Annotated in this window: 10 protein-coding genes; 6 read left to right on the top strand and 4 right to left on the bottom strand. The window is 70.1% G+C overall.

Going from position 1 to position 13,759, the window contains the following annotated elements; genetic code table 11:
- Positions 1 to 193 precede the first annotated feature (193 nt).
- Together ACFXOM_RS11495 and metH are read right to left on the bottom strand one after the other, a co-directional pair.
- Positions 194 to 895 carry an HAD family hydrolase gene (locus tag ACFXOM_RS11495; protein WP_384943872.1) on the bottom strand — a complete coding sequence of 234 codons (702 nt, stop codon included), beginning with the start codon at positions 893 to 895 and terminating at the stop codon, positions 194 to 196.
- Between the two features lie 88 nt (positions 896 to 983).
- Positions 984 to 4,514 carry a methionine synthase gene (gene metH / locus ACFXOM_RS11490; RefSeq protein WP_384943874.1) on the bottom strand — a complete coding sequence of 1,177 codons (3,531 nt, stop codon included), beginning with the start codon at positions 4,512 to 4,514 and terminating at the stop codon, positions 984 to 986.
- Between the two features lie 237 nt (positions 4,515 to 4,751).
- Here metH and ACFXOM_RS11485 point away from each other — a divergent pair, with 237 nt between their 5' ends.
- From ACFXOM_RS11485 to ACFXOM_RS11470, 4 genes are all read left to right on the top strand, one after another.
- Positions 4,752 to 5,516 (top strand): IclR family transcriptional regulator, encoded by a 765-nt coding sequence (locus tag ACFXOM_RS11485; RefSeq protein ID WP_384936084.1) that lies wholly within the window; start codon positions 4,752 to 4,754, stop codon positions 5,514 to 5,516.
- Positions 5,517 to 5,774: 258 nt separating this feature from the next.
- The gene (locus tag ACFXOM_RS11480) at positions 5,775 to 6,563 is read left to right on the top strand and encodes an MIP/aquaporin family protein (RefSeq protein ID WP_384936086.1); all 789 of its coding nucleotides are present in this window, start codon (positions 5,775 to 5,777) and stop codon (positions 6,561 to 6,563) included.
- Positions 6,564 to 6,600: 37 nt separating this feature from the next.
- The gene (glpK, locus tag ACFXOM_RS11475) at positions 6,601 to 8,133 is read left to right on the top strand and encodes a glycerol kinase GlpK (protein ID WP_384936089.1); all 1,533 of its coding nucleotides are present in this window, start codon (positions 6,601 to 6,603) and stop codon (positions 8,131 to 8,133) included.
- A 16-nt stretch (positions 8,134 to 8,149) separates the two neighbouring features.
- Positions 8,150 to 9,760, top strand: a complete 1,611-nt coding sequence (locus ACFXOM_RS11470) for an FAD-dependent oxidoreductase (RefSeq protein ID WP_385037754.1) — start codon at positions 8,150 to 8,152, stop codon at positions 9,758 to 9,760.
- A 141-nt stretch (positions 9,761 to 9,901) separates the two neighbouring features.
- Here the strand turns inward: ACFXOM_RS11470 and ACFXOM_RS11465 are convergent, their stop codons facing one another.
- Both ACFXOM_RS11465 and ACFXOM_RS11460 read right to left on the bottom strand, forming a co-directional pair.
- Positions 9,902 to 10,672: a CbtA family protein gene (locus ACFXOM_RS11465; RefSeq protein ID WP_385037751.1), complete on the bottom strand. Its 771-nt coding sequence runs from the start codon at positions 10,670 to 10,672 to the stop codon at positions 9,902 to 9,904.
- 20 nt (positions 10,673 to 10,692) lie between these two features.
- Positions 10,693 to 10,920, bottom strand: a complete 228-nt coding sequence (locus tag ACFXOM_RS11460; RefSeq protein WP_384936096.1) for a CbtB domain-containing protein — start codon at positions 10,918 to 10,920, stop codon at positions 10,693 to 10,695.
- 301 nt (positions 10,921 to 11,221) lie between these two features.
- Here ACFXOM_RS11460 and ACFXOM_RS11455 point away from each other — a divergent pair, with 301 nt between their 5' ends.
- A complete protein-coding gene (locus ACFXOM_RS11455; RefSeq protein ID WP_384936098.1) occupies positions 11,222 to 11,779 on the top strand; it encodes a histidine phosphatase family protein in 558 nt (185 codons plus the stop codon).
- A gap of 816 nt (positions 11,780 to 12,595) precedes the next feature.
- The gene (locus ACFXOM_RS11450; protein ID WP_384936101.1) at positions 12,596 to 13,594 is read left to right on the top strand and encodes a PAC2 family protein; all 999 of its coding nucleotides are present in this window, start codon (positions 12,596 to 12,598) and stop codon (positions 13,592 to 13,594) included.
- The last annotated feature ends 165 nt before the right edge of the window (positions 13,595 to 13,759 follow it).

The raw sequence follows: 13,759 nt of genomic DNA, 5'->3' as shown, positions 1-13,759 counted from the left end.
TTCCCTCACATCGCCATCAAGACGGACATAAAGGAGCGGGCAAATCGCCCACATCGGGCTCGGGGTGGCACCGCCAATCTATTTATGCATCACAACGAGTGACGAACATCACGCCTCGGCCTGCGTTACGGAAAATGCATGCTCCGCTGCCGAGAGTTCCTCCGGTATTTATCCGGCACGCTCGGTAAAAGCCTTAGTTCAATCGGGTGATCAGGGTGCGGAGAAAGCCGAGGTCGACTTCTTCCAGCGACCCGACGACCACCCTGCCGTCGGCGGGCGCGATCGGCGCGATGGAGGGAACCGCGACCACCCGGCAACCGGCGGCCTCGGCCGCGGCGACCCCCGTGGCGGTGTCCTCGATGACGGCGCACCGCCAGGGGTCGGCGCTGACGCCCCGGGCTGCCAGGAGGTACGGGTCGGGGTGCGGCTTGGTACGCGCGACCTCGTCGCCCGCGACGGTGAGCACGAAGCGGTCGTGACCGAGCGAAGCGAGGACCCGGTCGATGATGCGCCGGTGTGAGGCGGAGACCAGGGCCGTGGGGACGTTGTGCTCGGCCAGCTCGGCGAGGAGGCGTTCGGCGCCCGGCATCAGCGGCACTCCGCGACCGATGCGGTCCTCGAAGCGCTCGTTGAGCAGCACCGTCAGCTCGGCGAGTGTGATGTCCGCGCCGGTCGCCTCGATGAGATAGCCGGCACTGCGGGTCATCGGCCCGCCGACCACCACGTCACGCCATCCGGCGTCGAGGGTGTGGCCCAGGTCGGCGAAGACCTCCACCTCGACGTCCCACCAGAAGTCCTCGGTGTCCACGAGGGTGCCGTCCATGTCGAGGAAGACGGCCTGCAGCGCAGAGCCGCCGGCCGTGCGGGCCAAGGACGCGGGGACCGTACTGGTCATCCGGCACACCTCCAGGAGGGACGCGCAGGCCGGCCGCCAAATCGGGCGACCGGCCTGTATGGGACCGACCAGTGTACGTCGAGACGGCTCAGCGCGCGTTGAAGTACTTCGCCTCGGGGTGGTGGATCACGATCGCGTCGGTCGACTGCTCGGGGTGCAGCTGGAACTCCTCGGACAGCTCGACCCCGATCCGCTCCGGCTCCAGGAGCGCGGCGATCTTCGCCCTGTCCTCCAGGTCCGGGCACGCTCCGTAACCGAGCGAGAAGCGGGCGCCACGGTACTTGAGCGCGAACATGCCCTCGACATCGGCCGGGTCCTCGCCCGCGAAGCCGAGCTCGGAGCGCACGCGGGCGTGCCAGTACTCGGCGAGCGCCTCGGCCAGCTGGACCGAGAGCCCGTGCAGTTCGAGGTAGTCCCGGTAGGAGTCGGAGGCGAACAGCTCGGCCGTGGCCTCGCCGATCCTGGAGCCGACGGTGACGACCTGGAGGCCCACGACGTCGGTCTCGCCGGACTCCTCGGGCCGGAAGAAGTCCGCCAGGCACAGCCGTCGTCCGCGGCGCTGGCGGGGGAAGGTGAAGCGGGTGCGTTCCGCGCCGTCCTCGCCCAGGATGATCAGGTCGTCGCCCTTGGACACGCAGGGGAAATAGCCGTACACGACGGCCGCCTCCAGCATGTTCCGGGTGTGCAGTCGGTCGAGCCAGCCGCGCAGCCGCGGGCGGCCTTCGCTCTCCACGAGTTCCCCGTACGAGGGGCCGTTCGACGTGCGGGACTCCTTCAGGCCCCACTGGCCCTTGAAGAGGGCGCCCTCGTCGAGCCAGGAGGCGTACTCCTTCAGCTGGATGCCCTTGATCACGCGGGTGCCCCAGAACGGCGGCTCGGGCACCGTGTTGTCGGTGGTGACGTCGGAACGGACGGCGCCCTCTTCGACGCGTTCCTCCACCACGGGTGACACGGTGGTCCTGACGCGGCGCTGCTTGAGTTCCGGCAGCGCGGCGCCGGGAACGCCGCGTTTGACGGCGACGAGGGCGTCCATCAGTCGCAGTCCCTCGAACGCGTCGCGGGCGTAGCGGACTTCGCCCTCGTAGATCTCGTGGAGGTCCTGCTCGACGTATGCGCGGGTCAGGGCGGCACCGCCGAGGATGACCGGGTAGTCGGCGGCCAGCTTGCGCTGGTTCAGCTCCTCCAGGTTCTCCTTCATGATCACGGTGGACTTCACCAGCAGGCCGGACATGCCGATCACATCGGCCCTGTGCTCCTCGGCGGCCTCCAGGATCGCCGAGACGGGCTGCTTGATGCCCAGGTTGACCACGTTGTAGCCGTTGTTGGACAGGATGATGTCGACCAGGTTCTTGCCGATGTCGTGGACGTCCCCGCGGACGGTGGCGAGGACGATGGTGCCCTTGCCCTGGGCATCGGACTTCTCCATGTGCGGCTCCAGGTAGGCCACCGCGGTCTTCATCACCTCGGCCGACTGCAGCACGAACGGCAGCTGCATCTGACCGGAGCCGAACAGTTCGCCGACGACCTTCATCCCGTCCAGCAGCGTCTCGTTGACGATGTCGAGCGCGGGCCGCTCCCCCAGTGCCGCGTCGAGATCCGCTTCCAGGCCGTTGCGTTCGCCGTCGACGATGCGGCGCTTGAGTCGCTCGTCCAGCGGCAGCGCGGCCAGTTCCTCGGCCTTTCCGGCCTTGAGGGACATGGCCGTGGCACCTTCGAAGAGCTCCATCAGTCTCTGGAGCGGGTCGTAGCCCTCGGAGCGACGGTCGTAGATGAGGTCCAGGGCGGTCGTGACCTGTTCCTCGTCGAAGCGGGCGATCGGCAGGATCTTGCTTGCGTGGACGATCGCGGAGTCCAGGCCCGCCTTCACGCACTCGTCGAGGAAGACGGAGTTCAGCAGGATCCGGGCGGCCGGATTGAGCCCGAAGGAGATGTTGGACAGACCGAGGGTGGTCTGGACGTCCGGGTGGCGCCGCTTCAGCTCGCGGATCGCTTCGATCGTCGCGATGCCGTCCTTCCGGGACTCCTCCTGCCCCGTGCAGATCGTGAACGTGAGGGTGTCGATGAGGATGTCCGACTCGTGGATGCCCCAGTTGCCGGTCAGGTCGTCGATCAGCCGTTCGGCGATCCCGACCTTCGTCTCGGGCGTTCGGGCCTGCCCGTCCTCGTCGATGGTCAGGGCGATCAGCGCCGCTCCGTGCTCCTGGGCCAGCCGGGTGACCTTCGCGAACCGCGACTCCGGGCCGTCACCGTCCTCGTAGTTCACCGAGTTGATGACCGCACGGCCGCCGAGCTTCTCCAGACCGGCGCGGATGACCTCGACCTCGGTGGAGTCCAGCACGATCGGGAGGGTGGAGGCGGTGGCGAAGCGGCCCGCCAACTCCTCCATGTCGGCCACGCCGTCACGGCCCACGTAGTCGACGCAGAGGTCCAGCATGTGGGCGCCCTCGCGGATCTGTTCGCGGGCCATCTCCACGCAGTCGTCCCAGCGGCCTTCCAGCATGGCTTCGCGGAACTTCTTCGACCCGTTGGCGTTCGTCCGCTCGCCGATCGCCAGGTAGGAGGTGTCCTGGCGGAACGGCACCGTCTGGTAGAGCGATGCGGCACCCGGTTCCGGGCGCGGCACCCGCTCGGCGGGGGTCAGACCGCGGACCCGCTCCACCACGTGCCGCAGGTGCTCCGGCGTCGTACCGCAGCAGCCGCCCACCAGGGACAGGCCGTACTCGCGGACGAACGTCTCCTGGGCGTCCGCCAGCTCGGGTGCCGTCAGCGGGTAGTGGGCCCCGTCCTTGCCCAGTACCGGCAGCCCCGCGTTCGGCATGCAGGACAGCGGGACGCGCGCGTGCCGGGCGAGGTACCGCAGGTGCTCGCTCATCTCGGCGGGGCCCGTGGCGCAGTTCAGCCCGATCATGTCGATGCCGAGCGGCTCCAGGGCAGTCAGCGCCGCACCGATCTCCGAACCCAGCAGCATCGTGCCGGTGGTCTCGACCGTGACCGAGCAGATCAGCGGCAGGCTGGCCCCCGTCGCCGCCAGGGCGCGGTGGGCACCGAGGACGGCGGCCTTGGTCTGCAGCAGGTCCTGGGTGGTCTCGACCAGGAGGGCGTCCGCGCCACCCGCGATCAGCCCCTCCGCGTTCTGCTGGAAGGCGTCACGGAGCGTGGTGTACGGGGCGTGGCCGAGTGTGGGCAGCTTCGTCCCGGGACCCATCGATCCCAGCACCCAGCGCTGCTGCCCCGTGGCCGCGGTGAACTCGTCCGCCACCTGGCGCGCGATCCGGGCACCCGCCTCCGAGAGCTCGTACACACGTTCGGGAATATCGTATTCACCCAGCGCGGCGTGATTGGCGCCGAAGGTGTTCGTCTCGACACAGTCGACGCCCACCTCGAAATACGCCGCGTGGACCGACCGCACGATGTCGGGCCGCGTCACGTTCAGGATCTCGTTGCAACCCTCGAGATCCTGGAAGTCCTCGAGGGTGGGGTCCTGCGCCTGGAGCATCGTGCCCATCGCCCCGTCGGCCACCACCACCCGGGTGGCCAGCGCCTCTCGGAGGGCTTCGGATCGCGTCCCGTCATGGGCGGACGTCGGGCGGTCGACGGAAAGGGTGGGCAACGAGGCCATGAAAGGGCTCCCTGGGCTGCGACGGCTGTCGGCTTTGCGGCTTCCTCCGGAAGGCACACCTGGCCAGCGTAGCCCGGGTAGGCCGAATCGTGGCACGCCGTCCCACGGTGTGGACGCAGAGTGTCGTCCACGATGAGTGCGACCGCGGGGTTGACAGACCGGCCCGGCCGGTATCACGAATTCGGCATGGACCGATAGTGTTCAGCATTGTCGAACCATGGGGAGAAGGGCCGAGCGATGGCGAAAAACATTCAGTCACTTGAACGAGCGGCGGCAATGCTGCGCCTGCTCGCCGGTGGCGAACGCCGGCTCGGCCTGTCCGACATCGCCTCATCCCTCGACCTGGCCAAGGGCACGGCCCACGGCATCCTGCGCACCCTCCAGGCCGAGGGGTTCGTCGAGCAGGACCCGGTGTCCGGTCGCTACCAGCTGGGTGCCGAGCTGCTGCGGCTCGGCAACAGCTACCTGGACGTCCACGAGCTGCGGGCCCGCGCCCTGGTCTGGACGGACGACCTGGCCCGCTCCAGCGGCGAGAGCGTCCACCTGGGCGTGCTCCACCAGCACGGCGTCCTCATCGTCCACCACGTCTTCCGGCCGGACGACAGCCGCCAGGTGCTGGAGGTCGGCGCCATGCACCCACTGCACTCCACAGCCCTCGGGAAGGTACTGGCGGCGTACGACCCGGTGGCGCACAGCGAGGCGCTCGAGGTCGACCGGAAGGCCTTCACCCCACACACGGTGACCGACCTCGAGGGCTTCGAGGGGGTGCTCGACCTGACCCGGGCCCGCGGCTGGGGCGCCGACGTCGAGGAGACCTGGCACGGGGTGGCGGCCGTGGCGGCCCCCATCCACGACCGCCGCCGTATGCCGGTGGGCGCAGTCGCCATCACGGGCGCGGTGGAGCGGGTGTGCCACCACAACGAGTTGCGCACGGAGCTGATCGCAGCGGTGCGGGACTGCGCCCGCTCGGTCTCCCGCGACCTGGGGGCCGGCCGCTTCTGACCGTCACGGCGGGCGGTTCCGCGGCTTCAGGCGCACCATCGATAACGAAACGGTTTTCAGCCACACAACCCTTGACGTCGTGTTAACCCGAGGACAAAACTGCCGGACATCGGTCGGCATTGTCGAACACCTACCGGCAATACGCGCTAGAGTGTGGCAACGCCAAGGGCCGGTATCGCTCTCACCCCCTCAGGGGATGGATCGACGGAGGGACCCGTTGGTTCGCCTTCCCCTGGACGAAGGACAAAGGAGTCGCGGGTGTCCAGCTCCGACATCTTCATCGGCGAGGTCATTGGTACCGCCGTTCTCATCCTGCTCGGCGCCGGCGTGGTTGCCGCCGTCGTACTCAAGCGCTCCAAGGCGCACAACGCCGGCTGGGTCGCCATCACCTTCGGGTGGGGCTTCGCAGTCATGACCGCGGTCTATATCGCGGGCCCGCTGTCCGGTGCGCACATCAACCCGGCGGTGACGCTGGGTATCGCCATCACGAGCGGGGACTGGAGCAACGTCCCCGTCTACCTGGCCGGCCAGATCGTGGGTGCCATGGTCGGTGCCTTCCTGGCCTGGCTCGCGTACTACGGCCAGTTCAGGGCGCACCTGACCGATCCGGAGATCATCGCCGCACCGCCGCACGAGGAGGGTCTGGTCACCGAGCAGGCCGCGCCGAAGGCCGGCCCCGTGCTCGGTGTCTTCTCCACCGGCCCGGAAATCCGCAGCGTGTGGCAGAACCTCGCCACCGAGATCATCGGCACGACGGTGCTGGTCCTCGCGGTCCTCACGCAGGGCCTCAACGACAGCGGAAAGGGCCTGAGCATCCTCGGCGGCCTGATCGTCGCGTTCGTCGTCGTCGGCATCGGCCTCTCGCTCGGTGGTCCGACCGGATACGCCATCAACCCGGCCCGTGACCTGGGCCCGCGCATCGTGCACGCCCTGCTCCCGCTACCGAACAAGGGCGGCTCCGACTGGGGGTACGCCTGGATCCCCGTCGTCGGACCGCTGGTCGGTGCCGCCATCGCCGCGGGTATCTACAACATCGCCTTCGCCTGAGCCGTTACGTCCTTCCCGAGACTCCCAGGAGCACACCGTGACCGACGCACACACCGCCGGCCCGTTCATCGCGGCCATCGACCAGGGCACCACGTCGTCCCGCTGCATCGTCTTCGACAAGGACGGCCGGATCGTCGCCGTCGACCAGAAGGAACACGAGCAGATCTTCCCGAAGCCGGGCTGGGTCGAGCACGACGCCGCCGAGATCTGGACGAACGTCCAGGAAGTCGTCGCCGGCGCCCTCCAGAAGGGCGGCATCACGGCCGCCGACGTCAAGGCCATCGGCATCACGAACCAGCGCGAGACCACTCTCCTCTGGGACAAGAACACCGGTGAGCCCGTCCACAACGCCATCGTCTGGCAGGACACCCGCACCGACGCGCTCTGCCGGGAACTCGGCCGCAACGTCGGCCAGGACCGCTTCCGCCGCGAGACCGGCCTGCCGCTGGCCAGCTACTTCTCCGGTCCCAAGGTCCGCTGGCTGCTGGACAACGTCGAGGGCCTGCGCGAGCGCGCCGAGCGCGGCGACATCCTCTTCGGCACCATGGACTCCTGGGTCATCTGGAACCTCACGGGCGGTGTCGACGGCGGACATCACGTCACCGACGTCACCAACGCCTCGCGGACGATGCTGATGAACCTGCACACCATGCAATGGGACGAGAAGATCGCCCAGTCCATGGAGGTGCCGATGACGGTGCTGCCGGAGATCCGCTCCTCCTCGGAGGTGTACGGGCAGGTCAAGGGCGGCGTCCTGGACGGCATCCCCGTCGCCTCGGCGCTCGGTGACCAGCAGGCCGCGCTGTTCGGCCAGACCTGTTTCGCCGAGGGCGAGGCGAAGTCCACCTACGGCACCGGCACGTTCCTGCTGATGAACACCGGCAGTAAGATCATCAACTCGTACTCGGGTCTGGTCACCACCGTCGGTTACAAGATCGGCGACCAGGACCCGGTCTACTCGCTCGAGGGTTCCATCGCCATCACCGGCGCCCTCGTGCAGTGGATGCGCGACCAGATGGGCCTGATCAACTCCGCCCCCGAGATCGAGACGCTCGCCGCCTCCGTCGACGACAACGGCGGTGCCTACTTCGTACCGGCCTTCTCCGGCCTGTTCGCACCGTACTGGCGTTCCGACGCTCGCGGTGTGATCGCCGGTCTCACCCGGTACGTGACCAAGGCGCACATCGCCCGTGCCGTCCTGGAGGCCACGGCCTGGCAGACCCGTGAGATCACGGACGCCATGACCAAGGACTCGGGCGTCGAGCTGACCTCACTCAAGGTCGACGGCGGAATGACCTCCAACAACCTGCTGATGCAGACCCTCTCGGACTTCCTGGACGTGCCCGTGGTGCGTCCCATGGTCGCCGAGACGACCTGCCTCGGCGCCGCCTACGCCGCCGGCCTGGCCGTCGGCTTCTGGCCGGACACCGACGCGCTGCGCGCCAACTGGCGCCGGGCCGCCGAGTGGACCCCCCGCATGGACGCTGACAAGCGTGAAAACGAGTACAAGTTCTGGCTCAAGGCCGTGCAGCGGACCATGGGCTGGCTCGAGCACGACGACGAGAGCTGACGAGGAGCACCACAGAATGACCACCCTGCAGAACGCCCCGGCCCTCGGGACGCACATGGCCTCCGGTTCCCTGCCGAGCCGGGCCGAGACCCGGGAGCAACTGGCCAAGGCCACCTACGACCTCCTCGTGATCGGCGGCGGCATCCTGGGGATCTCCACGGCCTGGCACGCCGCGCAGGCCGGGCTGCGGGTGGCCCTGGTGGACGCCGGCGACTTCGCCGGCGCCACCTCCTCCGCCTCCTCCAAGCTCCTCCACGGCGGTCTGCGCTACCTGCAGACCGGCGCGGTCAAGCTGGTCGCGGAGAACCACTTCGAGCGCCGTGCGGTGTCGCGGCAGGTGGCTCCCCACCTGTCCAACCCGCTGACCTTCTACCTCCCGGTCTACAAGGGGGGACCGCACGGCGCCGCCAAGCTGGGCGCGGGGGTGTTCGCCTACTCGGCGCTCTCCGCCTTCGGCGACGGCGTAGGACACGTCATCTCCCCCTCGAAGGCACAGCGTGACGTGCCGGAGCTGCGGACGGAGAACCTGAAGGCCGTGGCCGTCTACGGCGACGACCAGATGAACGACTCGCGAATGGCCCTGATGACGGTCCGGGCTGCCGTCCAGGCAGGCGCCGTCGTCCTCAACCACGCCGAGGTCACGGGGCTGCGGTTCACCCGGGGCCGGGTCACCGGTGCCGAGCTCAAGGACCGCAGCGACGGCACCGAGTTCGGCGTCGACGCCCGACTGGTGCTGAACGCGACCGGCCCGTGGGTGGACCACCTGCGGAGGATGGAGGACCCGAACGCGGCGCCGTCCATCCGCCTCTCCAAGGGCGCGCACCTGGTACTGAAGCGCACCTCCCCGTGGAAGGCCGCCCTGGCGACTCCGATCGACAAGTACCGCATCACTTTCGCCCTCCCCTGGGAGGACATGCTGCTGCTCGGTACGACCGACGAGGAGTACGAGGGCGACCCGGCGGACGTCGCCGTCAACGAGAAGGACATCGCCCAGATCCTGGACGAAGCCGCCTTCTCCATCCGTGACCAGCAGCTGTCCCGCGATCTGATCACCTACTCCTTCGCAGGGCTTCGGGTGCTGCCGGGCGGCCCCGGCGACACCTCGAAGGCCAAGCGGGAGACGGTGGTCACCGAGGGCCGCGGCGGCATGCTGTCGGTGGCCGGCGGCAAGTGGACGACGTTCCGGCACATCGGTCGCACGGTCATGAACAAGCTGGCCGAGCTGCCGGGTCGGCCGCTCGCCGACGACATGGAGCCGATCTCGCAGCTGCCGAAGAAGCTCCCGCTGCCCGGCATAGCCAACCCGCGCGCGGTTGCCCACCGCCTGCTGGTGGACGGTCCGGCGCCTGGTCCCCGGATGGCCGCGGACACCGCACGGCACCTCGCCACACACTACGGCTCGCTGTCCTTCGACATCGCGCGGCTGGCCAACGAGCACCCCGAGCTGGCCGAGCGCATCCACCCGGACGCCCCCGAGATCTGGGCGCAGGTCGTGTACGCCCGCGACCACGAGTGGGCGGAGACGGCGGACGACGTACTGCGTCGACGTACGACGCTGACGATCCGCGGACTGGCCACGGACGAGATCCGGGCCGAGGTCGAAGAGTTGCTCGGCGACAAGGACTGACGGCCGCGGTAGAACGTCCGGAGGGCGGCACCCGTGCGACCGGGTGCCGCCCTCCGACGTCTCCGAACGAGCGGTGGCGGTGCCTACGACGGAGGACCCGCCGGGCGCGCCCCCGGCGGGTCCTCGGTACGGTGCTTGCCGTCAACTCGTCGGCGTGGGCTCCCGGGAGGCCGCCACCTGCTCGGAGGCCAGTGCCGCCCGGGGCTCGAGCACACGCTCGGCCAGCTGTCCCAGGATCAGCCCGAGAGCCGCCCAGAGCAGTGCCTGGACGCCCAGGCTCGCGATCCTGAAGTCCCACAGGACGTCCGCCGGGAACTCCTCGGGCAGTGCGTCTGACGCCGGCAGGAAGACGATGGCGAGCGCCACCGCTACGGCGAAGGCCGCGCCCGCGGCGACCGTGGCGTTCCAGTTGCCCCACCTCGGGGCGAGCGCACGGCCCAGCAGGAGCGCGCCGACCCCCAGCAGCACGCTGAGGGCGATCATCAGGAAGAACAGCGCGGTGCGTTGGTTGAGGGTCTCCGGGTCGCCGACCGCCGGCGGGTTGGCGGGGTACTTGAGGAACGGCACCAGGGCGACGGTGACGAAGCCACCCATGGCGACGAGCAGCGCCGTGGCCCGGGCTCCGAACCGCCCGACGCGTCCCAGCGCGAAGCAGTACGCCAGCGCCGCGATGCCGCCGAGAGCGGTTCCGTAGACGAGGACGGCCGTGCCCAGACCGGCGGTCGACTGGACGACCCGGCTGACGAGTTCTTCCTCGCCTCCGTGGTCATGGGCGTGGGCGGACTCGAAGGCGATGGCGGCGTCCACCGGTCCTTCGCCGATCAGGTACGCGAGCCCGAAGGCGAGGAATCCCGCCAGGACGCCCGCGACCATGCCGCGCACCAGGAGGGCGCGAACGGTTGCAGAGTTCATGATGTTGTCGCCCCGCCGTCTCAGTGGCAGGGGAATCCGAGCAGGTGACGGCCGTCGTGCACCCACTCGTGGACGGACTCGCCGGAGAACACGGAGAAAGCCCCCTGCTCGGCACCGACGAAGTAGAGCAGGACCAGCATCAACAGGCCGAAGAAAGCCGCCCAGGGCGCGACGACCCGGATCGGGAGTTTGACCATGGTGGGCGGGGAGACGGGGATTGCACTGGGCGTGACGGCGGACTGGGCCATGCCGGTACCTCCTCGGGAACACGCGTCCCGTTACCTGGGTGGAGCACGCGACGACGGCTACGGGTCTGACTCACCGGGCGGGCCTCCTCGACCGCCTGGCACACAGTGGCGCGACCGTGCCGGGATTTCACCGGTCTTCCGTGAGCGCCGTCGTCCTGTCGGAGAGAGGGTAGCGGTCCTGGTGCACGGCGCCAACACCACCCGTGACCAGCGATCTTCATCACATCCCGGGACGGGCGGGCCCTAGGATCCGGAGCAGGTCACCGTCAGGGGGCCGGACCGACACGGGAGGTATCCAGCCATGTCCGTACGGCTCACGCTGTTCTGCGCGGGCGCCGGACCCGCCGTCCGGGAGGCGCGGTTCGACGACGGGCCGCTCGATACCACCGGCCTGCACGAGGTGCGTGCGGTCGCGGACTCGATGCCGGCGGCGGCGTTGTGCCTCCGGAGCCCTTCCGTCCGCTGCGCGCAGACCGCTGACGCGTTGGGCGTCGAGGCCGAGGCACGGCAGGAGCTGCGGGACCTGGACACCGGTCACTGGCGCGGGCGCACGCTCGGGGAGGTGGCTGGGGCCGACCCCGAGGGGCTGGCCCAGTGGACGACCGACCCCGGCGCGGCCCCGCACGGAGGCGAGTCAGTGGAGCAGCTCTGCGCCCGCGTCGCGGACTGGATGGACGCCCTGCCGGGGGACGCCGGACGGGTCCTCTGCGTGGTCGAACCCGCCGTGGTGCGGGCCGGGATCGTGCACGCCCTGGGAACGCCGCCGGCCGCGTTCTGGCGCATCGACGTGCCTCCACTGTCCGGGATCGTGCTCACCGGACGGTCCGGCCGCTGGAACATGCGGACGGGCGGGGTCTGACGTCCCCGGGGCGGCTGAGCGCACGTCGCCCGTCCCGGTTCCCATCCCAACGGCTCCCGGAGGCAGTGGCCTTCGCCGTGGAGCCGTACCGCGACGCCACCGTCCGGGTCGCGCCTGGCGGTGCGGCGCATCGGGGGGACGGCTGCGGTCGCACCGGTCGTCGCCCGGATCGGCGAGTGGAAGCGGACGTCCGCCGATACCGCCCGGTGCGTTGGGTTTCCGCTCCGCACGGGGGAACTCGGCTTCCTGGAAGGGGAATTCCACCGCGCGGTCGCGCCTTCCTCCGACAACTCCGCGCTCGGCCGGCACCTTGACGGTCCCTCGTGGTCCGCCGTCCGTGCGGACGGGGTCCCGCACGGAGGGTGCCCGCGTCGCACACCGCGCGGGTCCGCAGACACCGGGCCGGCCGCGCCGCGTTGCGCGGTCGCAGACGTGGGCGGTCGCCCATGTCTGCGGCCCGGAAGGGTCGTTCGGATCCGGGCGATGAAGCGGGTCCCGCGCGCCGGTCCGGGCGCGGGGGGTGCACCGGCCGCCGTCGCCGCGGTCACCGTGCCCCCGCACGGTCCGGGACCGGACGCGCCGTCGCTCGGGGCGCGGATCCGCGTGTACGCCGGCGCGGCGGTGGCGCTGCGCCATGACCGCCCGCCCCCGGGAGCCCGGGGCACCCGACACGCAACGGTCCCGGTGATCACGCGGCCGGAACCGTGTACCCGTACCGCGGCGAAGTTCACTCGGCCGTGCACGGGGGCTGCGGGCGGGCACCTGTGAAGCCGTAAGGTTGGGACGTACACAACGCAACGTCGGAAGGAGGCCTGGGTGATCGAGCTCGAGGGGGTACCCGAGCTGATCGACCCGGTCATGGTGGCCGCGTTCGAGGGCTGGAACGACGCCGGGGACGCGGCCTCTACTGCGGTCGCGCACCTGGACCGGGAGTGGAAGGGAGAGGTGTTCGCGGCCCTCGACGCCGAGGACTACTACGACTTCCAGGTCAACCGGCCCACGGTGTGGCTGGACGGCGGAGTACGGAAGATCACCTGGCCGACCACCCGGCTGTCCGTCGTGCGGGTCGGCGGCGAGAAACCCCGCGACCTGGTGCTGGTCCGTGGCATCGAGCCGTCCATGCGCTGGCGGTCGTTCTGCAACGAGTTGCTCGGGTTCGCCCATGAGCTGGGCGTCGAGATGGTGGTGATCCTGGGCGCGCTGCTCGGCGACACGCCGCACACCCGCCCGGTGCCGGTCAGCGGCGTCACCTCCGACGTCGACCTGGCCAGGACGATGGACCTGGAGGAGACGCGCTACGAGGGCCCGACGGGCATCGTGGGCATCCTCCAGGAAGCGTGCACGCACGCCGGGGTGCCGGCCGTGTCGCTGTGGGCGGCCGTGCCGCACTACGTCTCGCAGCCGCCCAACCCCAAGGCGACGCTGGCGCTGCTGAACCGGCTGGAGGACCTGATCGGCCTTCGCATCCCGCTCGGTGAACTCCCCGAGGACGCACGGGCGTGGCAGCTCGGAGTGGACCAACTGGCATCCGAGGACAGCGAGGTTGCGGAGTACGTGCAGACCCTGGAGGAGGCGCGGGACACCGCTGAGCTTCCCGAGGCGTCCGGAGAGGCCATCGCCCGGGAGTTCGAGCGCTATCTGCGCCGACGTGACGGCGGTCCCGGACAGACCGCACCGGGCGGCCACGCCACGGAGAGCGGGGACGCCTCGTACCTGCGGGACACCTCCAACGGGCGGACCCGGCCCCCGAAGCCGCCGAAGCCGGAGCAGGGGTCCGACGACGACCCGGAGCCCCCGGAAGGCTCCGGAGAGTAACGGGCTGGCCGGGGAGGTGCCCTTGCGGCCACGGCCCGCCGGCCCGTCCGTGCCCGCACGGGCCGTGGACGCCCGTGGTACCGGTGCCGGCCCGGGGGTCGGTCGGCCCGGCTGTCGCCGGCGGCAGGACCGTCACCGCCGCGGAGGCGGGCAGCAGTCCGGCCC

Source organism: Streptomyces sp. NPDC059169, from assembly GCF_042755225.1.
Classification (GTDB): domain Bacteria; phylum Actinomycetota; class Actinomycetes; order Streptomycetales; family Streptomycetaceae; genus Streptomyces.
This window is presented reverse-complemented; position numbering and strand designations above follow the sequence as displayed.